This window comes from Mesoflavibacter sp. CH_XMU1422-2 (genome assembly GCF_037029245.1).
Lineage (GTDB): Bacteria > Bacteroidota > Bacteroidia > Flavobacteriales > Flavobacteriaceae > Mesoflavibacter > Mesoflavibacter zeaxanthinifaciens.
In genome coordinates, this window is the sequence record NZ_JAYMEE010000062.1 from 442538 (window position 1) to 463727 (window position 21190).

Genomic DNA, 21190 nt, shown 5'->3' on the forward strand with positions numbered 1-21190 from the left:
TTCTCTTTTTTAAATTTGCAAAAAAATAAATAACCGCCTTCGTTAGAAGACAAAAATAAAACATCAAATATGGGAAGAGCTTTTGAGTTTAGAAAAGCACGAAAAATGAAACGTTGGGCTGCTATGAGTAAAGCCTTTACACGTATAGGAAAAGATATCGTAATGGCTGTTAAAGAAGGTGGACCAGATCCTGACAGCAACTCAAGACTAAGAGCAGTTATACAAAATGCCAAGTCTGTAAATATGCCTAAAGACAATATAGAACGTGCTATAAAACGTGCTAGTGATAAAAATCAAGGTGATTATAAAGAAGTTGTTTTTGAAGGTTATGCACCACACGGAATTGCAGTTTTAGTAGAAACAGCAACAGATAACAATACACGTACTGTAGCAAACATCCGTAGTTATTTTAATAAATGCGACGGAAGTTTAGGTACATCTGGATCTGTTGTTTTTATGTTTGACCATACTTGTAATTTTAGAATTAATGCTGAAGGATTAGATCCTGAAGAATTAGAATTAGAACTAATAGATTTTGGTGCAGAAGAAGTGTTTGTAGATGATGATGGAATCTTAATCTACGCACCTTTTGAAAGTTTTGGAGCAATACAAGCAGAACTTGAACGCAGAGAAATCGAAATTTTATCTTCAGGTTTTGAGCGTATACCACAAGTCACAAAAAAGTTAACCGAAGAAGAAGCTGCAGATGTAGAAAAACTTTTAGAAAAAATTGAAGAAGATGACGATGTACAAAACGTATATCACACAATGGAAGAAACAACAGATTAACAATCTTCCTTATTTATAAAACAAAAAGGCTATTCAAAAATTGAATAGCCTTTTTTCTTTCAAATCAAATCAATTATCAACCATTAATTATCGCTTAGAAAGATAAACTGCAGAAGCTGACGCTAAATCATAATCTAAAACCGGTGTAAGGTTACCACCTCCTGAAGAGATATTATTAAAAGCTAAAATCTTACCATTTGCAGCTTCTGCAATATATACTGTTTCAGTCATACTATCATACGCAACATCAACTGGGTTACCTAACATTGTATTAGATCCTGCAACTCTAATTTGACTAGACATTGCTAACGTACCACCATTGTTTATAGTGTTAAATTTTGTTGAAAAATTAGAAATAACATGAAATCCACCATCTGACGCACTAGTTGGCGTACCACTAGCAACACCTATATCTGTTAATACCATAACGTCTGCATCCATGTCATAAGCCAAACCATGTGTTCTTACAATTCCTTCTACAGAAACTGTTTTTGTAGCCATAACTGTAGCGTCTGATGTATTTGATAAAAAGTTATTAAATACAGCTAATTGATCTGTAACATCTACAATTGCATATAAATCAGATCCAGCAAAAGTAATTCCCCATAATTTAAAGTTTGTAGTAATAGTATTTCTTAAAGTGAAGTTACTACCCGATTTTTGATAAATAAATAATCTACCATCAGGTGTGTTTGTATCTCCATCTACATCACTGTTATCTGCAACTACATAAAATTCACCATTTACTGCAACTTCACGAGGACTTGTCATATCTGCCGTACCAGTAAAATCTATGGATACGTTTGTACCAGAGCTAATCATACTTACATTAGAAAAACCTTCTAAAGAAAGATTTGATCTTGATGCCTGAAAAACAGCATCAGATTTTGAATCATAATATACACCATCTGCAGCTGTACTTGCTGTAATTAAAGTTTTAGATTCTACGTTTGACATATCTGACACATTAATTTCGTCAATATTACCATTGGCATTATTAGATGTATAAATTTTAGTTGAAACTTCTGCCATAGGCATATCCATTCTGTTGTCATCGTCATCACTACAAGAAGTTAATGCAAATGAAGCAATTGCTAAAAGACTTAAAAATTTTACTGTTTTTTGAGTTTTCATAATTTTTGTTGTTTTGTTAATACAAGGATACCTACGAAGTTTCTATTAAATCAGTTTTATAAAAAACACACATTAACATTTTTTAACAAAAAAAAGCGCTTTCAACTATTTAATTGAAAGCGCTTAATTTAAGTAAGTTGTAGCTTTATAATGTTTCTTTTTAGTGACTTGGGAAGTTTACTTTATGTTTCATTAATATCTACACCATATCTATATCAAATTAGATGCCAAAGCTAAGAATAACAACGTTTTAGCTTAAGAATTTTTACTAATCTTACCTCTAACACCACTAAAAAAAGACTTCATGTATTTAAAATCTTCTTCTATATTATCTGTTGGATAAAAAGGTCTTGAAACTTTGTTTTGTTTGTTTTGATAATCTAATGTAAACATGATTATTGGCACATTTGCTTTTTTGGCTATGTAATAAAAACCAGTTCTCCAATTATCTACCTTACTTCTTGTGCCTTCTGGAGCTAAGGTTAATCTAAACTCTTCTTTATCGTCAAAAAGTTTTGCAATGGTTTCTACTTTATTTTCTTTATTTTTTCTGTCTACAGGAACACCTCCAACAGCTCTAAAATAATATCCTATTGGCCATACAAAAAGCTCTTTTTTTCCTAAGTAGTTAGATTTTAAATCAACAACTTTTCTTAAAAGTAGACCTATAATAAAATCAAAATTATGAGTATGAGGCGCAGAAATTAAGACTGCTTTTTTTATTTTGTCCTTAGAAAAGTTAGTGTTTCCTACAACTTTCCAACCTAAGATTTTGAAATAAATTAATTTAGCTAACCAACGCATTTTACATTTTTTGGTATAGTGTTTTTAAAACTTCTGGTGTTATTTTTTTCTTCCAGTTTTTTCCTATTGCGTTTTCCCATAATGGTTCTAGGCTTAATGCAACACCAATCATGGTATCAAATTCTTTATCTGTTAAATTGGCACAAATACCTTGTGGTAATTGTATGTTATGCTTTTCTTTCATTTGTTTGAAAAGTTTAACGCCTTCTGGATAATATTCCTCTAAATGATCAAACACTATACAGTTACCTATGCCATGTTTTACACCTAATAAATATCCTAAACCATAGCTCATAGCATGAGCAACACCTACTTGAGAATACGCAATACTCATCCCGCCATGCCAGCTAGCCATCATTAATTTATCTTGGGCTTCTTCTGCTGTTAGATGATCTGATAAGAAAATTTCTTTACACAACTCATAAGCAGTTTCTCCATACGTTTTACTAAAGGCATTTAAATATGTTCCATTTAAAGACTCTATGCAATGTACATAACAATCCATACCTGTGTAAAACCACTGGTCTTTTGGTACATCTTTAGTTAATTCTGGATCTAATATAACTTGATCAAATGGAGTAAAATCACTATTAATACCTAATTTACGTTCTGGACCTGTTAAAATTGTTGTTCTTGACACTTCTGCTCCTGTACCAGAAATGGTTGGTACACCAACATGATATACTGCTGGGTTTTTAACTAAATCCCAACCCTGATAATCTTTAGATTCTCCATCGTTATTTAGCATAATAGATACAGCTTTAGCTACATCCATAATGCATCCACCACCAATACCAATAATACCAGATGGTCGTTCTTTATAATCTAATATTATTTGCTCTACTAACTGATCTATTTGTGATGTTTTTGGCTCTTCTGCTGCTGAGACATATATTATTATGTCATCATAAGCTAAAGGAATTCGTGAAGTTAACCATGCGTTACCTTTAAAGACATCATCTACAAAATATATAAATGGAGCATTTCTGTTTACACGCTTAGGTTCTAATATTTCTCCTAGCTGACTGAAACTGCCTCGTCCAAAAACAATTTTGGACACCATTGGAAAATTTTTGAATTGCATTAACTAGTTTTCTTATTTTGTAAATTTATTATTTATTTAGGTGTTTCTGAAATATTTCTGAAAATAAACCAATATGATATCCATCCGCAAGTGCGTGATTTACACTTATAGCTACATTCATTTTTAATTGGTTATTTTTTTTAACTGCTTTACCAAAAGCTAATTTTGGTACAGAGTCTTTTAATCCTGAAACTGGTTCTTTATGTCCTGTAAAATCTACCCAAGGTAGTGCAGAACAATGTATACAATCTAATCCGTTTTTAGGTGGATACAATTGGTTAGTAGTATTAATTCTTTGTTTTTCTAAATCTAAATTATTTAAAAATACGCCTAAATTTTTATCATAGTTTACAAAAGAAAACCCAAAAGTTTTATCTTCTCTAGATATTGTTGGTGATGCATTTATGACATCATAACTTACTACTTTATCTTCTAATATTCTATACTTTAAATTTTCTACACTATTAATTGCTATCATACAAGCATGCAAATAAACACCAAAAAAACTTAGGTTATTATCCTTAGAAAATTGATAGGTTTTAGTTACATCAAAAGGAATAGTTACAGCAAAATATGGGTCTTTAAAATTGGCAAAGTGATTAAAAAGCTGCTTTCTTTCCCCGTTTTCTATATCTATAGTTTTTAACATTGTAATAATTGCGGTATTTCTTTCAAGCTTTTTAAAGTATGAAATTGATTATTACTATTTGCATCTAATTTAATTTCTTCATGTGCCCAAGTGGTATGAAACGGAACATGAATTGCTTTTGATTTTATGTTTATTAAAGGTAAGATATCTGATTTTAAAGAGTTTCCTATCATTAAAAATTCTTTAGGATTGATGTCTAAATGATTTAATAATTTAGAGTAATTAGCTTCTTTTTTATCACTTAAAACTTCTATATGATGAAAGTAATCTAACAATCCCGATTTTTCAAGTTTTCTTTCTTGATCTAATAAGTCTCCTTTTGTGGCTACAATTAATTTATATTTATTTGAGAGTTTTTTTAACACTTCTTCTACACCATCTAAAAGCTCTACATCTTTATTAATCATGTCTTTTCCTATCTCTAATATTTTTGAAATGACTTTATTAGAGACTGTTCCATTTGATAATTCTATAGCCATTTCGACCATTGATAATACAAATCCTTTTACGCCATAACCATAAACAGAAAGGTTTTTCATCTCCATTTTAAATAGTTCTTGATCTATTTTATTAGGTGTTTCAAATTGACTTAATAGATTAGCAAATTCTGTTTCGGCATCTCTAAAGTAGGTTTCGTTAACCCAAAGTGTATCATCTGCGTCAAAACCTATTACTTTAATATTATCGTAATTTATTTCCATAGTTTTTTTGCACGTTCAAGGTCTTCTGGTGTATCAATTTCTACTCCTAGTACATTAGTTTCGACCATTTTGATTTTTTTTCCGTATTCTAAATATCTTAGTTGTTCTAGTTTTTCTGATGCCTCTAATGTTAGCATAGGGAAATGATAAAAATCTAATAACGCTTGTTTTCTAAATGCATAAACACCTTTGTGTTTGTAGTATTTTACGTTAACATTTTCATCTCTAGGATAAGGAATTGGACTTCTTGAAAAATAAAGCGCTAGGTTATTTTTATCTAAAACTACTTTTACAGTATTAGGATTTTTAATTTCTTCTTTATCTTTAATACGAACCATTAAAGACGCTAAATCTATTTCTTTATTTGGATCGTTTTTAAAAACATTTATTAATTTTTTCAAGGAATCAACTTCTGTAAAAGGCTCGTCACCTTGTACGTTAACTACTATATCTACATCTAAATTTTCTACCGCTTCTGCTATCCTATCACTACCACATTGATGTTCTTTTTTACTCATCATAACATTACCATCAATATGTTTTATTTCGTCATAAATAATTTGACTATCTGTTACAACTAACACATCGTCAAATAAATTGGTGTTAACTGTAGCTTCATAGGTACGTGTAATTACTGGTTTTCCGTTAAGGTCTTGCATAAGTTTACCGGGAAAACGAGAAGCACTGTATCGTGCTGGTATCATGGCAATGATTTTCATATTTTATTTTGAAAAATTACTATTCAAAAATAGTCTATTAATGTTAATTATTGGAAGGTATTGCTTTAATTTTCTTCGAAAAATTCGTCTTTAAAACCTATTAAATACAGTTTTTCTTTAGCTCTTGTTACTGCTGTATACAACCAACGTAAATAATCTCGATCTATTCCGTTAGGTAAATATGGTTGTTCTACAAAAACAGTGTTCCATTGTCCACCTTGAGATTTGTGACAAGTAATAGCGTAAGAAAACTTAACTTGTAAGGCATTAAAATGTGGGTTGTTCTTTATTTTTAAAAACTTTTTATAGTTACTCGTTTCATCTTCATAATCTTTTTGTACTTCTTCGTAAAGTTTGTTGGATTCTTCATAAGACAGCGATGGTGTTTCGGCAGTAATCGTATCTAAAAGTAAAACGGTTTCAAAAGGTTTCATTTTTGGGTAATCTACCATACGTACTTTAACTTCTGCAAACTTAAACCCGTATAATTCTTTAAAACTGAAGATTTCTAAGACTTCAATAATATCTCCGTTAGCTATAAAACCTGCTTCTGTATTTGGCTTTATCCAAAAATAGTTATTTTTAACTACCATTAGATAATCTCCTGCTGCAAGCTCGTTTTCACTAAATAGAATTCGGCTTCTAATTTGTTGATTATATAAATTAGCACGTTTATTACTTCTAACAATAATGCTAGTTTCTTCATATCCTAAAGTGCTGTAAGCATCGTTTATGGCATCCATTATCTCATAACCGTCTACTAACCTAACTATATCTTTAAAAGGTTTTAAGTTAAATTTAAAGCTTTCAAAAAACTCGTCTGCTAACGCTTCTCTTAATAAAGTTGCGTTTTCTAAAATACCAGAATCTAAACCTTGACGTGTTACTTCATCTAACTCCATTTTTGTAACCGATTTGTTGTAGTTTAGATTTAGTGTGTTTTCATTTAAAGCTGGACTTAAATCTAACTTTACTGGAGGTAATTGAGCTGTATCACCAATTAAAAGTAATTTACATTTATGTCCTTGGTATACATACTGCATTAAATCGTCCAACAAAGACCCGTTAGCATATAATTTTGAATCGTTTGGTGTGTCTGGTATCATAGACGCTTCGTCTACAATAAATATGGTGTTTTTATGTTTGTTTGGTTGTAAAACAAAATTAACGCCACCACCTTTATTTTTTTTAGGAAAATATATTTTTTTATGAATTGTAAAGGCTTCTTTTTTAGAGTAGTTTGAAATCACTTTTGCTGCTCTACCTGTTGGAGCCATTAAGACTGCACTTTTTTTTGCTTTCCATAAATTAGTTACTATAGTACCTATGATTGTTGTTTTTCCTGTACCGGCGTATCCTTTTAACAAAAAAAGATTATCTGTAGTATCTTTAAAAATAAATTCTGAAAGTTGTAAAAGTAAAATGTCTTGTTTTGCGGTTGGTTTAAATGGAAATTGCTGTTTTATAAGGGAATAAAATTCTGAACTAGTCATTAAGGCACAAGGTTTAAAAACTTTTTCTCAAATATATAAATCATTTTTACCAACAAATGATTTTTACGAATAAAAAAAAATTGTAGATTTGTCACTGACCTTAATTATATTTTAATAAAAAACACTATGCTAAATTTAATATTAATTATTATTGGTGCCATTCTTTTAACCTTCGCAATTGTATGGCTAATTGACAAATATTTACCTTCAAAAGTAAAACCTGTAATTGTAATTGCACTTTGGGCTTTAATTATCCTTTTAGGTTATTTAACTTTTGACTCTGTTTATGGAGAAATTAAATTTAATCAATTAAAAGTGAAACGTTATTCTGCTGCAATTGAAAAATTAAAAGATATTAGAGATTCTGAATTAGCATACAGAGAAGTAAACGGAAAGTTTACAAAAAGCTACGATACTTTAATTAAGTTTATTGAAAATGGTCAATTTACAATTATAGAAAGACGTGACTCTAGTGTTGTTGACGAAGAAAGAACCAAGGCTTATGGTGGTGTAGAAATGTTTAAAGATATTGTAATTACAGATACTATTGGATACGTGCCTGTAAAAGATAGTTTGTTTAAATCTTCTAACAGATATAAAACAATGATGGATGTACCAAATGCAAAACCAGGCACTAAATTTACTTTAAATGCAGGAGAGCTAACAGATGGAGACAATAAAATACCTGTATTTGAAGCATTTGTTAAAAAAGACGATTTATTATTTGATCAACCTAAAGATTTAGTTTCTAAAGAAAAAGAAGTATTATCTGTAGAAGGTGTTAACGGAGATGCTTTACGTGTTGGATCTATGGACGAAGTTAAAACAGTAGGAAACTGGCCAAAAACTTATGGCAATAACGAATAATACACATAATATTTTAACCAACCAAGAACTGTCCATTCAACTAAGTTTGAGTGGACTTTCTTTTTGTATCCTAAACACAGATACAAATACCATTATAGATCTACAAAATGTAGACTTTATAAAAAAAACACCGTTAGATTTATTAGATGCTGTAAAGCATCAGTTTAACTCTAATCCTAAACTAGATCAAGCGTTTAATAAAGTAACTGTTATTCATGAAAACGAATGGTCTACTCTAGTGCCTAAACCATTATTTGACGAAGATAATTTAGCAGATTATTTAAAATTTAATACCAAAATTTTAAAAACAGACTTTATCACTTTTGATGATATTAATCAAAATGATAGTATCAATGTTTATGTACCATTTACCAACATAAACAACTATTTGTTTGACAAGTTTGGAAGTTTTATTTACAAACATTTTTCTACAGTATTAATTGAGCAATTATTGACTTTAGAAAAAAATAACAATACTTCTAAAGTATACGTTAATGTAAATACAGAAAGCTTTGAAGTAATAGCATTTAACGCAGGTAAATTAGCACTTTACAATACGTTTAATTATCAAACTAAAGAAGATTTTATCTATTATTTGCTCTTTACTTTAGAGCAATTACAGCTTAATCCAGAAACTATCGAGCTTGTCTTTTTAGGAAATTTAGATAAAGAACATCCTATTTATAAAATAGCTTACAAGTATGTAAGACATGTTAGTTTTGGTAATAGATTTGACGCTTTCGCTTTCGCGGAAAAACCAATAAATAACTATTCTAATTTCACTTTATTAAAAAGTCTCTAATGCGTATTATATCCGGAAAATACAAAGGACGAAAGTTAGTTGCACCCAAAAAACTACCCGTTAGACCAACAACAGATATGGCTAAAGAAGCCTTATTTAACATCCTAAATAATCAATATTATTTTGATGAAATTTCTGTATTAGATTTATTTGCTGGTACGGGTAATATCAGTTACGAATTTGCATCACGAGGCACCGAAAACATTACCTGCGTTGATCAAAATTATGGTTGTATAAAATACATAAATGAAACTGCTGAAAGTTTTGAAATGTCTATCAACACCATTAAAAGTGATGTATTTAGTTTTTTAGAAAATCATCAACAACCTTACACTATTATTTTTGCAGATCCACCATATGAATTTCCTGTGGAAGAATTTGCAAAAATCCCAGAATTAGTCTTTCAAAATAATCTATTAGAAGAAGATGGTCTTTTAATTTTAGAGCACTCTAAACATACCGACTTATCAGGTTTACCTCAGTATTCTCATTCTAAAAGTTATGGCGGTAATATGTTTAGTTTTTTTGAACTGACAGAAGAATAGTATTCTTAAAACCAATTTATAATTCCGAGACATCGAATAATCTCATCCTTATGAGGTTTCTACTTAGTTCGAAATGACAAAAAATAAAAAACCACCTAAAAAAGGTGGTTTCTTTATAAAATAGTAAATCTATAAGCCGGATTCTGTACGCAAAAGCGTCCTTATCATTTATCTGAATGTGCTGTTACCAACACACTTTAGCTACCTACCCTTTAACATCGTGCGTGCAGCACTCAAACGTTAATATACATGGTATTGCACCTTATAGAGTTTACCTGATTTCACTACAGCATGACCTGTACATTCTTTCTGTTGCACTTTTCCTCACCTTTCGGCGGATGGCTGTTAACCACTATAATTGCACTATGGTGTCCGGACTTTCCTCTAAATTCTCGCAAATGCGGGAATCTCAAAAATAGAGAAACTCAATCAAGTTGAGTTTTTAGCGATAAGGCGATTTACTTTTACAAAAATACAATTATCAGTTAACAATTAACTATAAACACATAGCAATTAGTATTTAGTTTTTAGAAAAATTAAATACTCTCTAAACTCAATCATTCAAACTTCCAAACTTTCAACTTTCAACTTTCAACTTTCAACTTTTAACTTTTCAACTTTTAACTTTTCAACTTTAAACTAATGTTGTTAATAACTCAAAATAAATTGAAGCAACAAACTTCCTTTTTATTAAGCTATTTTTTAAATTTGTAATCAATTTAATGTCTATGGAACATTTTGTAGTATCAGCCAGAAAATACAGACCACAAACCTTTAAGGATGTTGTTGGTCAATCTGCTATTACAAACACTTTACTTAATGCCATAGAAAACAATCATCTAGCACAAGCATTATTATTTACTGGTCCACGTGGTGTTGGAAAAACCACTTGCGCACGTATTTTGGCAAAGATGATTAACAGTGAAGGCAATGAAAACTCTGAAGAAGATTACGCCTTTAATATTTTTGAGTTAGATGCAGCTTCCAACAACTCTGTAGACGATATTAGAAACTTAACAGATCAAGTTCGTATTCCGCCACAAGTTGGTAAGTACAAAGTCTATATTATTGATGAGGTACATATGTTATCTCAAGCCGCTTTTAACGCTTTTTTAAAGACTTTAGAAGAGCCACCAAAACATTGTATTTTTATTTTAGCAACTACTGAAAAACATAAAATAATCCCAACTATTTTATCGCGTTGCCAAATTTTTGATTTTAAACGTATTACAGTTAAAGATGCTAAAGAATATTTAAAATATATTGCAGAAGAACAAGGTGTAAATGCAGAAGATGATGCACTACATATCATCGCTCAAAAAGCAGATGGTGCTATGCGTGATGCACTTTCAATATTTGATCGTGTAGTTAGTTTTTCTGGTAAAGATTTAACAAGACAAGCAGTTACAGAAAATTTAAACGTATTAGATTACGAAACTTACTTTGAAAGTACAGACCTTATTTTAGACAATAAAATCCCTGAGTTGTTACTTCAATTTAATAAAACATTAGCTAAAGGTTTTGATGGTCATCATTACATTGCTGGACTTGCATCACATTTTAGAGATTTATTAGTTTGTAAAAACCCAGCTACGATAGAACTTTTAGAAGTTGGAGAAGACACTAAAAAGAAGTACGAAAATCAAGCTACAAAATCAAGTCAGCAGTTTTTAATACAAGCTATAAATCTGGCAAACGACTGTGATTTGAAATATAAAAGCAGTAAAAACCAACGACTTCTGGTCGAACTTACTTTAATGCAACTTGCCTCTATCACTTTTGATGGAGAAAAAAAAAATAGCAGACGTTACATAATTCCGCCTAGTTATTTCAGAAAAAAAGGTATTACACCTATTCCTGTTAAAAAACCAGTAGAAGCTTCTTCTAAAAACGAAACACAAAAAGTAAATCCAGAACTTAAACAATTTGTAGAACCGCCAAAACCTAAAATTGTATTAGAAAAAGGTATAGCATCTGCAAAAAAACGAACATCTGGATTATCTTTAAAAAGTATAAGAGCAAAAAAAGAACATGAAATAAAACAACTAGATGTTGTTGTTGATGAAGAAAACCTACCAAAAGAACCTTTTACTCAAGAAGAACTAACCAATCATTGGAATTTATTTGTTAACGAAATTGAAGCCAAGGGACAATTTAACCTTGCTTCTATCCTATCTATAGATAAGCCTAAACTAGCCAAAGATGGTGTAACCGTAAAATTAACTTTTCCTAACGCGACAAATAAAGTTGAAGTAGAACGTCAATCGTATGATTTGATGTCTTATTTACGTAAAAGTCTAAACAATTATGATATTAATTTAGACATTACTGTAGATGAAGTGATGGAAAAAAAATACGCCTATACACCAATTGAAAAATATGAAAAACTAAAAGAAAAAAATCCTAATATTGAATTACTTCGTAAAGCTTTTGATTTAGATGTTTAAATTGTAAATTTATAATTATGAACAAGTTTACAGTACTACTTTTAGGAATAATCATAACGCTTATTAGTTGTGATGCTAGAGATAAAATTAATAGATTACCTAAAGATATTTTAAAAGAAAAAAACTTATTAGAATCTTTCTCAGAACGTGTCTCTTACTTTCCTAAAGAATATACTGAAGTTAAAACAGATACTATTTTAAGTAATGGCTATCATGTAAATGTAAAAACTTTTACAGATATGAAATCGTCGTACTTAAGACAATTTAAACACGACTCTATAAACTATAAATATCATTACAGAGATTATAAAGCCCAAGTTGTAGCACGTCAAAACAAAATTATTTTTAATGATGTTATTGATAAACAATATATTTTAAAACATGATAAAACGGTTTCTTACTATATGGAAACTTCAATTTTGAAAAGTGTTTGGGTAAATCAAGAAGAAAGTTTAAACCAAAATAAATTGGTTTTAAACATCCTTTTTACACAACCAAAATCTAATACAGAAAAACTTTTTGAATTAGTAATAGATAATAAAGGTGATAAAAAACTAATCAACCTTACAGATTTAGATCATAACTACTTAACTGCTTAAAAATATGCTTGGACTAAAATTACCAACAGATCCACGTTGGGTTAATATTGTAGAAAAAAATATAGAAGAAATCCTTACAGACCATGCCTTTTGTGAGCAAAAAGCAACAAGTACAGCCATTTCTTTAATAGTAAGTTTTCCTGAATATACAGAGCTTGTTCAAGAAATGACTGCTTTAGTTAAAGAAGAAATGAGCCACTTTAAAATGGTACATGACAAGATTATAGAACGTGGTTGGACTTTGGGTAGAGATAGAAAAGATGAGTATGTAATTCAACTTTTAAAATTCTTCCCTAAAGGCGGAAGCAGAACAGATCAATTAGTACACAGACTATTATATGCTGCACTAATTGAAGCTAGAAGTTGCGAGCGTTTTAGATTACTTTCTGAAGAATTAAAAGATAAAGAATTAGCCGAGTTTTATAGACGATTAATGGTTAGTGAAGCTAATCATTACACCATGTTTTTAGGATATGCTCGTAAATACGGAAACCGAGAAGAAGTTGATAAAAAATGGCAAAATTTATTAGATTATGAAGCCCAAATTATGAAAGACTTAGGGACAAAAGAAACCATACACGGATAAATATAAAAAGCCTTTTCTGAATTAGAAAAGGCTTTTTTAAACACTTACTATTTATTGAATATATTAGAATTTTACTCCAAATCCTATTTGCATTGTATTTCCTTTAAATTCTACACCTAATTCATCATCAACTAGGTTTTGTAATCCATACTTATATCTAAAGTCTAAGAAAAATTCATCAGTAATCATATAATCAATACCAGCTACACCAGAAAATGTAAAGTTTTTAATGCCATCATCATACTCATGAGCTTTTAAACTAGCTTGTGGTCCAACTGCTAAAGCAAAATTATTAGATAAGTTAAACTTAAATAAAACTGGTAATTGGATATAGTTAATTCTCAATTCTTCTTCTTTAGAACCTTCTGCTGAAAACTGAATTTCTGGAGCAATATCAATTAAGTTTGATAACTTATACTCTCCAAAAAAACCAATCATAAATCCATTTCTGTGAGTGTGAGGCGTATCATCAAACTGATCTTCAAAATCTAAATCAGAAATATTAATACCAGCTCTAACTCCATAAACAGAGTTTTGAGAAAATCCATAAAAAGAAGCTAAGATTAAAGTAAAGAAAAGAATAGTTTTTTTCATATTTTAAAAGTTATAAGAGGTTGAGTTTAGTTTTTATAATCTTATTAGTAAATATATATATTATTATTTAATCTATCACAATAAACAGATAAAGTGTACTATTTTAACTTTGTATGACTCTTAACCGTATCATTATATATACTTTTTATAATACCATCTGCTAGTCCAATTTTTGGAACATAGATATCTTTTGCGCCACTCCATTTCATCGCCGATAAATAAATACGTGTTGCAGGTATAATCACATCTGCTCTATCTTGATTTAAGTCTAATTGAGATATACGTTCTTCGTAAGAGTATGTTTGTAAGGTATTATAGTAAGAAGTAAGGTAAAAATAGGATAATGGTTTACCTAAAGATTTTCCTGAAATTTTAAAAATTTTATTTATGTTTCCTCCAGATCCAATAACATCTATTTTTTCGAATTTAGATGTTTCAGTTTTTATCCATTCTTCAAGTTCTTGCCAAGCTTCTTTTTTTACTACATCATTTAAAAGTCTTACAGTTCCTATTTTAAAGGATTTTGACGATATTTTTTCCCCTTTATCTATTACAGAAAACTCAGTACTACCGCCTCCTACATCTACGTATAGATAAGTTTTATTTTCATCAATGTAACTTTGAAGGTCTGTTGCAGCAATAATAGCAGCTTCTTCTTCTCCTCCTATAATATCTATTTTAATTCCTGTTTCTTCTAATACTAAATCTGCTATTTGCTTACCATTTTTTGCTTCTCGCATTGCAGACGTTGCACATGCTTTGTACCTAACAACATTATGTGTTTGCATTAACAAACTAAACGCTTGCATGGTTTTAAGCATACGCTCTTTATTATTTTTAGAAATCTTTTCTTTTATAAATACATCTGCACCAAGACGAACAGGAACACGCACTAACGAACTTTTTTTAAAGCGTACTGGTTTACCTTTTTCTTCTATAATATTAGAAATTAGTAGTCTTACAGCGTTAGATCCAATGTCTATTGCAGCGTATTTTTGTATGGTTAGCATTATTTAGTTTAGTTTTTCTTTTAAATAATCATAAGTTGCAAATTGAGACCTTAATTTAGGTTTATCGTTTTTACGATAATTATTTTTTTGAGTTTTGTCTAATAGTCTAGCTTTTGCATTATCATTCCAACAGATATCGAATATATCTAATAATTCTTGTTTAATATCATCTTGATAGATTGGGCAGGATACTTCTACTCTATTATCTATATTTCTTGTCATCCAATCTGCAGAAGAGATGTATACTTTTGTATCGTTATTATTACAGAAAATGTATAGCCTAGTGTGTTCTAAGAACTTGTCTACGATACTTATTACTTCAATGTTTTCACTAACACCTTTTACACCAGGTACAAGACAACAAATACCTCTAACAATCATTTGTATTTTTACACCAGCTTTGCTTGCTTCGTATAGCTTATCAATCATTTTATAGCTTGATATACTATTCATTTTTAATTTAATAAAAGCTGGTTTGTCTTGTTTAACATTTTCTATTTCGTTATCAATTAAACGAAAAAATTTATCTTTTGTATAATGTGGCGAGGTAATTATGTGTTTATATCTGTAAATTTTATAGTTAACTTCAAAAAAGTTGAATACTTTATTGATGTCTTTTAATATTTTTTGATTAGCTGTAAATAGCGTAAAATCTGTATAAACACGTGCAGTAGACTCATTAAAATTACCTGTGCTTATAAAACCATAACGTTTTGTTTTCTTTCCTTCTTCACGCTCTATTACACACATTTTACTGTGTACTTTTAATCCTTGTACACCAAAAATTAGGTTAACACCTTCGCGCTGCATTTGTTCCGCGTAAGCGATATTTGCTTCTTCATCAAAACGCGCTTGAATTTCCATAGAAACAGTAACTTTTTTACCATTTTTTGCAGCATTGATAAGAGAACTTGCTACATGAGATATCTGTGCTAATCTATAAATTGTAATTTTTATTGATTTTACTTTTGGGTCTAAAGCTGCTTCGCGTAAAAACTTTACTACATATGTAAATGTATGATAAGGTGCATATTGTAAATAATCTTTTTTTGCTATAGACTCAAAAATACTGTCTTGTAGGCTTAAACCTTTAACTTGTAATGGTGTGATTTTATCGTAAAGTAAATCTGTTCTGCCTAAACTAGGAAAATCCATATAATCTCTCCTATTATGATAACGTCCACCTGGTATTATACTATCTGTATTATCTATACCCATAATTGACATTAAAAAGTTTAACGTCGTTTTATCTATAGTTTTATCGTAAACAAATCTTACTGGCTCGCCAATTAATCTATCCTTAACGCTATCACTAATTTTTTCCATAAAACTTTTAGACAAATCGCTGTCTAAATCCAACTCTGCATCACGTGTAATTTTTATCATATGCGCAGAAATATTTTTATAGCTAAAAACGTTAAAAATATCGTCTAAAAATAAACGCAACATATCATCTAACATAATGATATACTGTTTGTTGTTCACTTTTGGAAGTACAATAAATCGTTGCATTGATCTAGAAATTTCTATCAAAGCATATTGGCTAGAATTATCTTCTAAAACCATATTTATTGCTAAATACGCATTACTATCTTTTAGGTTAGGAAGTTCTATATCTGGGTTTAAAATAATAGTTACTAAAGCTGGACTAACTTTTTCTAAAAAATACTTTTTAAGAAACTCTTTTTGAGATTTATTAACCTTATTTTCTTTTATAATAAAGATGTTTTCTGTCTCTAATTCTTTTTGAATTTTGCTTAAAATTTTAAGACTTTCTGTTTGATGTCCAATAACAGTATTTGTTATTATCTCTAACAACTCTGATGCCTTAATACCTCCAAGTTGACTTTTACCAGCTTTACCTGCATAGTCAATACGTTTTACTGTAGCATAGCGTACTTTAAAAAATTCGTCTAAATTATTAGAAAAAATACCTAAAAAACGTAATCTTTCGATTAAAGGAACAGTCTCATCTGCTGCTTCTTGTAAAACTCGGTGATTAAATTGAAGCCAACTTAACTCTCTATTAATGTATTTATTATCTATAATATGGTTGTTCATTTGACGAATTTTTACTACAAATATATTTAATTAGATTGGCTATTTTAAATGTTTAGGGAATACAATTCGTGTTGTTTTACCAAATTTAACCTTTTGCCAACATTGAGCATTAAATTCTATTTGAACAAATCCAGAAGTTGGCAAGTTTTCTATATAACTATCTCCTAGCTGATTACACAAATCTGTAAGCCCATAATTGTGTCCAAATATTGCTAAAGTTTTCACAGAATCGTCACAGTTGTAGATTTGATTTAATACAGCTTCTCCAGAAAAATCATAAAGCTCTTTTTTAAGTTGAAATTTGACGTCAAAAAGATCTAAATTTTTAATGTAATTTTTAGAAGTTGTACATGCACGATTTGCTGTACTAGATAATATTAAATCTGGCTTTTTAAAATCTTCTTTTATATGTTTTGACACTAAATCAATATCCGTAAAACCTCTTTTTTTTAAGGGTCTATCGTGATCTGGTAAATTATATTTCCATGAAGATTTACCATGTCGAAATAACTGTAAAGTTTTGTCCATAATGATTATTTAAATGATTATTCTAGAGATTTTTAGAGTCGAAAATGTATTTTATCGATTAAATATACGCTATATCATTTTTTTTTGATTTTAATAATATTTACAACTTGATTTGTATTGCTATTAATTAATTTCACCCTTGAATCTAAAAACTAAGAACCTACTAAACTATTCCCTTAAGCAAAATAGTAGCACTTTAAATGTATGTAATTTTTTTAAAAATTATGAAGTAAAACAGTGTTATATGCGTATTAGTTCTAGAAACATTTATATTTTAAGTAATAAGTTAATTATATTGCAATTAATTACTGTTTTTGTGTGTACTATATATGTTCTAAATCAATTTTTGTCGTTTTGAAAAAACTTAACCCAATAGTAAAGTGCTATAAAGTACTTTTAATATTAGCTGTATCATTAATTGCCACAATTAGTACAGCTCAAGTAAAAAAACCATTTACACTTAGATACCAAAGTAGTATTAATGGTGATGTTATTGTTGTTGGTAATAACACAATCTCTAGAACTGCTACAGGTAATTATAATGGATCTGATGGTAATCATGACTTTTCAGATAACGTTTATGTAGACATTGATAACGATTTTACTACATTTAACTCTAGTAGCGCAAACTTAACAAACCCTTATCCGGGCGATCCTTGCTTAGCTATAGATAAAGTTTTACTTTATTGGGCTGCAGCCGATAAAGGTTTGGTTGTTGGTAACGGTAACAATACTGTAGAGCTAGATAATCAACCAGGTTGGAATTATAACCAAGTAAAAATAATGCTACCTGGACAAACAAGCTACACTACTGTTTCTGCAGATGATGTTATTTTTAGAGGTCGTGATGAAAATCCTCACTTTGTTAATGATGCTTACATCTGTGTAAAAGATATCACTAATAATGTTTTAAATAACAGCAATGCATTTGGTAAGTATCAAGTTGCTAATGTTGAAGGAAGACAAGGGTATTTATATTCTCATGACGGAAATAACACAGGTACTTCTGGAGGTTGGCAGCTAGTAGTTGTTTATAAAAGCGATCAATTAAAAAGAAAAAACATATCTTTTTTTGATGGTTATGCTAATGTAACTAGTTCTAACAATAATTTTAATATTAATTTTAGTGGATTTCAAACAATTCCAACAGGAGCTGTAAAATCTGATATAGTAATTGGAGCTTTAGAAGGCGATCGTGATTTATCAGGAGACAGATTACAAATGCTTAACTCTTCAAACGTCTTCGAAGATTTAGATGCGCCTTTAAGAAATTCAAATAACTTTTTTAATAGTAGAATTACTAATGGAAATAGCAACTTTACAGATCGAAATCCAGCAAGTACAAACACTTTGGGTTTTGACTCAGCTCATTTTCATTTAGATAATTCAGGAAATAATCTTCTACATAATAATCAAACATCAACAACCTTAAGACTAACTTCAAATCAAGAAGCATATGGTCTATATCTATTAGGTTTAGCTGTAGAGGTTTATGAACCTAAATTAGATCCAATTGTATATACAGCTACACCTAATACTATTACTCCTAATAGTAACCCTCAAACAGTAACATATAATGCATCCACCACTAATAACGGTAATGATGATGCTACAAATATAAGCTTTGTTACAACGGTTCCTGTTGGTTCAGAACTAGTTCAGCCTATAACTGGTTTACCTGCTGGTGTGACTTACAGTTATAATTCTAGTACAAGAGAATTAACTTTTACAGCTGCTGATGGATTATTGGATGTTGGAGAAACATTAAGTTTTGCTTTTGATGTAACAGTAAATGATCAATGTTATTATTTAGAAAACGGATGTTCTACAACTTTAAGCTCACAACTTTCTTCTTCTTACACGGGTTTTATCAATGGTCACAGTACTACTATAGTAAGTTCTAATAGTTTAGACGAATGTAAGCAAGGTAATAATTTATCAACTACAGTAACAGTTAACCCTCCAGCACCAGCAACTTGGGTTACTACACCTAATGAATTAGATAGAACTGTAGAGTGTGATAATACAAATGCCTTAAATAATGCTCAAAATTTAGCTCCTGTAGCAAGTTGTAACAACCTTATCCCTATAAAAACATCAGGCAACTTTATGCCAGATCCATCTTGCCCTTCTAACGGAACTATTACAAACACATGGTCATTTACCGATGCTTGTGGTAATACAATAGAAGATTACACTCAAATTATTACTATTGTAGACACGACAGGACCTGTAATTGACACAGAATCTTTTGACTTTACAGTACAATGTGATGGAAATGGTAATACTGACCAATTTAACAATTGGTTAGCCAATAATGGTAACGCTGTTGCTTATGATGAATGCGGCGGACCAATAACTTGGTCTAATAATATTACAAACATAACCGATGATTGTGGTGAAACTGGTAGTACAACTGTTACTTTCACAGCTACTGATGAATGCGGAAACTCATCTTCTACTACAGCTACTTTTACAATAATTGATACATTACCGCCAACAATTGTAGGTTTTCCTTCTAATGTAGATAATAGTCAACCTTCATGTGTTGATGTTCCTGTATTAAGTTTTGAAAATTATACTGAAGAAACTGGTGATGGAAACAATAATACGTTTTTACAAGGAGAAGTTTTTAGATTTACTGAAATTGCACCAGGAGTAGACGCTTTAGTTAATATTGTAGCAACTGTTAATACTACAATTCCTGTTTTCGATGATAATTCTACAGGAAGCGATTCTTTTAGACCTAGAACTGCTTTTTCAATAGCAAACAATGGAGATAGAGCTTATACAGAATTTAGATTCGATTTTGTTCAAGCCGGAACTACAACACCTACTAGTTTACCTGAATTCTATTCTAATTTTAATGATATTGATGGTAATAATAATTTTGGAGAAGTAAACTGGACTCAGTTTACAAATAGTTATACTGTAAATGATCCTACAGATTTAACCATTACAGAAGAAGGTCCTTGGATAGTTGCTACCTCTGGAACTACAGAATATACAGGTGTTACTAACGCTAATCCTCAAGCTAATTTTACTACTAGAAATACAGATGCAACAAGTTTTTCTTTTAGAGTTGGTGTTGAAGCAAGAAAAAATAATGTTTCTGGTAGTGGAAGACAGCATAATATTGAATTTACTTGTATTTCTAATTATACAAATGCCGTTACTATTTCTGAAGAAATAACAATTGAATGTGACGAATTACAACCTGCGGAAGATTTAACAGCTACTGATGAATGTGGAAGTGCTACTATTAATTTTGAAGAAACAACAACTCCAGGAGCTTGTGAAAATGAATTTAAAGTAGAAAGAACTTGGACAGCTACTGATGAATGCGGAAATACAACAACAAGAACTTTAATCATTAATGTTGTAGATACTACTCCTCCAACATTTACTGTGCCTGCCGATGTAACTATTAATTGTGAGCAAGACCCTAATGATTTAACACTTACTGGAGATGTTACTGATGAAGCAGATAATTGCGACACGACTTTAGATGCAACTTTTAGCGATCAAGAAGATACTTCTGCTGGAAACTGTAGCAGCGAATCTATCATCACTAGAACGTGGACTTTAACTGATGATTGTGGAAACACTACAACTCAAACACAAATCATTACTATTCAAGATTCAACAGCGCCTACTTTTACGGCACCAGCTGATATCGAAATTTTTACTGATACGTCTTGTAACTATAATGCGTCGGTTGCACAAACTGGTGATGTTACTGACGAAGATGATAACTGTTCAACTTCTCTTGAGGCAA

The 21190-nt window shown here is 30.2% G+C and carries 18 protein-coding genes, 1 other RNA gene and 1 pseudogene; 8 read left to right on the forward strand and 12 right to left on the reverse strand.

Annotated elements, in window-relative coordinates:
* The first annotated feature begins 69 nt into the window (after positions 1-69).
* Positions 70-789, forward strand: a complete 720-nt coding sequence (locus WA340_RS11360; protein WP_027879089.1) for a YebC/PmpR family DNA-binding transcriptional regulator — start codon at positions 70-72, stop codon at positions 787-789.
* Between the two features lie 87 nt (positions 790-876).
* Here WA340_RS11360 and WA340_RS11365 read toward each other — a convergent pair whose 3' ends face one another.
* The 7 genes from WA340_RS11365 to WA340_RS11395 all read right to left on the reverse strand — a co-directional run bounded on the left by WA340_RS11365 (position 877) and on the right by WA340_RS11395 (position 7373).
* A complete protein-coding gene (locus WA340_RS11365) occupies positions 877-1923 on the reverse strand; it encodes a hypothetical protein (protein ID WP_336129146.1) in 1047 nt (348 codons plus the stop codon).
* A gap of 255 nt (positions 1924-2178) precedes the next feature.
* Positions 2179-2727 (reverse strand): 1-acyl-sn-glycerol-3-phosphate acyltransferase, encoded by a 549-nt coding sequence (locus WA340_RS11370; RefSeq protein WP_336129147.1) that lies wholly within the window; start codon positions 2725-2727, stop codon positions 2179-2181.
* Position 2728: 1 nt separating this feature from the next.
* A complete protein-coding gene (locus tag WA340_RS11375) occupies positions 2729-3790 on the reverse strand; it encodes an iron-containing alcohol dehydrogenase family protein (RefSeq protein WP_336129148.1) in 1062 nt (353 codons plus the stop codon).
* A gap of 49 nt (positions 3791-3839) precedes the next feature.
* Entirely contained in the window at positions 3840-4460 is a 621-nt protein-coding gene (locus WA340_RS11380; protein WP_336129149.1) for a CatA-like O-acetyltransferase, read from the reverse strand.
* Entirely contained in the window at positions 4454-5161 is a 708-nt protein-coding gene (locus WA340_RS11385; RefSeq protein WP_336129150.1) for an HAD family hydrolase, read from the reverse strand. The genes WA340_RS11380 and WA340_RS11385 overlap by 7 nt, the downstream gene beginning before the upstream one ends.
* Positions 5152-5880, reverse strand: coding sequence for a 3-deoxy-manno-octulosonate cytidylyltransferase (gene kdsB, locus WA340_RS11390; protein ID WP_336129151.1), 729 nt, complete (start codon positions 5878-5880; stop codon positions 5152-5154). The genes WA340_RS11385 and kdsB overlap by 10 nt, the downstream gene beginning before the upstream one ends.
* 65 nt (positions 5881-5945) lie before the next feature.
* Positions 5946-7373: an ATP-dependent DNA helicase gene (locus WA340_RS11395; protein ID WP_336129152.1), complete on the reverse strand. Its 1428-nt coding sequence runs from the start codon at positions 7371-7373 to the stop codon at positions 5946-5948.
* Positions 7374-7499: 126 nt separating this feature from the next.
* On the opposite strand from WA340_RS11395, the gene WA340_RS11400 reads away from it, so the two are divergent.
* Genes WA340_RS11400 through rsmD form a run of 3 tightly spaced genes read left to right on the forward strand, consistent with a single transcriptional unit; the run spans position 7500 to position 9587 of the window.
* Positions 7500-8240 carry a hypothetical protein gene (locus tag WA340_RS11400; protein WP_336129153.1) on the forward strand — a complete coding sequence of 247 codons (741 nt, stop codon included), beginning with the start codon at positions 7500-7502 and terminating at the stop codon, positions 8238-8240.
* Positions 8224-9042: a DUF3822 family protein gene (locus tag WA340_RS11405; protein ID WP_336129154.1), complete on the forward strand. Its 819-nt coding sequence runs from the start codon at positions 8224-8226 to the stop codon at positions 9040-9042. The genes WA340_RS11400 and WA340_RS11405 overlap by 17 nt, the downstream gene beginning before the upstream one ends.
* Entirely contained in the window at positions 9042-9587 is a 546-nt protein-coding gene (rsmD, locus tag WA340_RS11410) for a 16S rRNA (guanine(966)-N(2))-methyltransferase RsmD (RefSeq protein ID WP_336129155.1), read from the forward strand. Before WA340_RS11405 ends, rsmD begins: the two co-directional genes overlap by 1 nt.
* A gap of 116 nt (positions 9588-9703) precedes the next feature.
* Here the strand turns inward: rsmD and rnpB are convergent.
* Positions 9704-10019: RNase P RNA component class A (gene rnpB, locus WA340_RS11415), an RNA gene on the reverse strand.
* 296 nt (positions 10020-10315) lie between these two features.
* Between rnpB and dnaX the strand changes: the two genes are divergently transcribed.
* Genes dnaX through WA340_RS11430 form a run of 3 tightly spaced genes read left to right on the forward strand, consistent with a single transcriptional unit; the run spans position 10316 to position 13219 of the window.
* Entirely contained in the window at positions 10316-12034 is a 1719-nt protein-coding gene (dnaX, locus tag WA340_RS11420) for a DNA polymerase III subunit gamma/tau (RefSeq protein ID WP_336129156.1), read from the forward strand.
* A 17-nt stretch (positions 12035-12051) separates the two neighbouring features.
* A complete protein-coding gene (locus WA340_RS11425; RefSeq protein WP_336129157.1) occupies positions 12052-12633 on the forward strand; it encodes a hypothetical protein in 582 nt (193 codons plus the stop codon).
* Between the two features lie 4 nt (positions 12634-12637).
* Positions 12638-13219, forward strand: a complete 582-nt coding sequence (locus WA340_RS11430) for a tRNA-(ms[2]io[6]A)-hydroxylase (RefSeq protein ID WP_106677534.1) — start codon at positions 12638-12640, stop codon at positions 13217-13219.
* Between the two features lie 63 nt (positions 13220-13282).
* Here the strand turns inward: WA340_RS11430 and WA340_RS11435 are convergent, their stop codons facing one another.
* From WA340_RS11435 to WA340_RS11450, 4 genes are all read right to left on the reverse strand, one after another.
* Positions 13283-13813 carry a porin family protein gene (locus WA340_RS11435; protein ID WP_027879104.1) on the reverse strand — a complete coding sequence of 177 codons (531 nt, stop codon included), beginning with the start codon at positions 13811-13813 and terminating at the stop codon, positions 13283-13285.
* A 98-nt stretch (positions 13814-13911) separates the two neighbouring features.
* A complete protein-coding gene (locus WA340_RS11440) occupies positions 13912-14823 on the reverse strand; it encodes a Ppx/GppA phosphatase family protein (RefSeq protein ID WP_223076648.1) in 912 nt (303 codons plus the stop codon).
* 3 nt (positions 14824-14826) lie between these two features.
* Positions 14827-16884 carry a polyphosphate kinase 1 gene (gene ppk1 / locus WA340_RS11445; RefSeq protein WP_304143022.1) on the reverse strand — a complete coding sequence of 686 codons (2058 nt, stop codon included), beginning with the start codon at positions 16882-16884 and terminating at the stop codon, positions 14827-14829.
* A gap of 39 nt (positions 16885-16923) precedes the next feature.
* The gene (locus tag WA340_RS11450) at positions 16924-17412 is read right to left on the reverse strand and encodes a SixA phosphatase family protein (RefSeq protein WP_304143019.1); all 489 of its coding nucleotides are present in this window, start codon (positions 17410-17412) and stop codon (positions 16924-16926) included.
* Positions 17413-17766: 354 nt separating this feature from the next.
* Here WA340_RS11450 and WA340_RS11455 point away from each other — a divergent pair.
* Positions 17767-21190: pseudogene (locus WA340_RS11455) on the forward strand (hypothetical protein); the annotation flags it as partial.

Excerpts from the sequence above, each read along its gene's own strand:
- WA340_RS11360 (WP_027879089.1), top strand. The coding sequence starts at position 70 with ATGGGAAGAGCTTTTGAGTTTAGAAAAGCACGAAAAATGAAACGTTGG.
- WA340_RS11365 (WP_336129146.1), bottom strand. The coding sequence starts at position 1,923 with ATGAAAACTCAAAAAACAGTAAAATTTTTAAGTCTTTTAGCAATTGCT.
- WA340_RS11370 (WP_336129147.1), bottom strand. The coding sequence starts at position 2,727 with ATGCGTTGGTTAGCTAAATTAATTTATTTCAAAATCTTAGGTTGGAAA.
- WA340_RS11375 (WP_336129148.1), bottom strand. The coding sequence starts at position 3,790 with ATGGTGTCCAAAATTGTTTTTGGACGAGGCAGTTTCAGTCAGCTAGGA.
- WA340_RS11380 (WP_336129149.1), bottom strand. The coding sequence starts at position 4,460 with ATGTTAAAAACTATAGATATAGAAAACGGGGAAAGAAAGCAGCTTTTT.
- WA340_RS11385 (WP_336129150.1), bottom strand. The coding sequence starts at position 5,161 with ATGGAAATAAATTACGATAATATTAAAGTAATAGGTTTTGACGCAGAT.
- kdsB (WP_336129151.1), bottom strand. The coding sequence starts at position 5,880 with ATGAAAATCATTGCCATGATACCAGCACGATACAGTGCTTCTCGTTTT.
- WA340_RS11395 (WP_336129152.1), bottom strand. The coding sequence starts at position 7,373 with ATGACTAGTTCAGAATTTTATTCCCTTATAAAACAGCAATTTCCATTT.
- WA340_RS11400 (WP_336129153.1), top strand. The coding sequence starts at position 7,500 with ATGCTAAATTTAATATTAATTATTATTGGTGCCATTCTTTTAACCTTC.
- WA340_RS11405 (WP_336129154.1), top strand. The coding sequence starts at position 8,224 with ATGGCAATAACGAATAATACACATAATATTTTAACCAACCAAGAACTG.
- rsmD (WP_336129155.1), top strand. The coding sequence starts at position 9,042 with ATGCGTATTATATCCGGAAAATACAAAGGACGAAAGTTAGTTGCACCC.
- dnaX (WP_336129156.1), top strand. The coding sequence starts at position 10,316 with ATGGAACATTTTGTAGTATCAGCCAGAAAATACAGACCACAAACCTTT.
- WA340_RS11425 (WP_336129157.1), top strand. The coding sequence starts at position 12,052 with ATGAACAAGTTTACAGTACTACTTTTAGGAATAATCATAACGCTTATT.
- WA340_RS11430 (WP_106677534.1), top strand. The coding sequence starts at position 12,638 with ATGCTTGGACTAAAATTACCAACAGATCCACGTTGGGTTAATATTGTA.
- WA340_RS11435 (WP_027879104.1), bottom strand. The coding sequence starts at position 13,813 with ATGAAAAAAACTATTCTTTTCTTTACTTTAATCTTAGCTTCTTTTTAT.
- WA340_RS11440 (WP_223076648.1), bottom strand. The coding sequence starts at position 14,823 with ATGCTAACCATACAAAAATACGCTGCAATAGACATTGGATCTAACGCT.
- ppk1 (WP_304143022.1), bottom strand. The coding sequence starts at position 16,884 with ATGAACAACCATATTATAGATAATAAATACATTAATAGAGAGTTAAGT.
- WA340_RS11450 (WP_304143019.1), bottom strand. The coding sequence starts at position 17,412 with ATGGACAAAACTTTACAGTTATTTCGACATGGTAAATCTTCATGGAAA.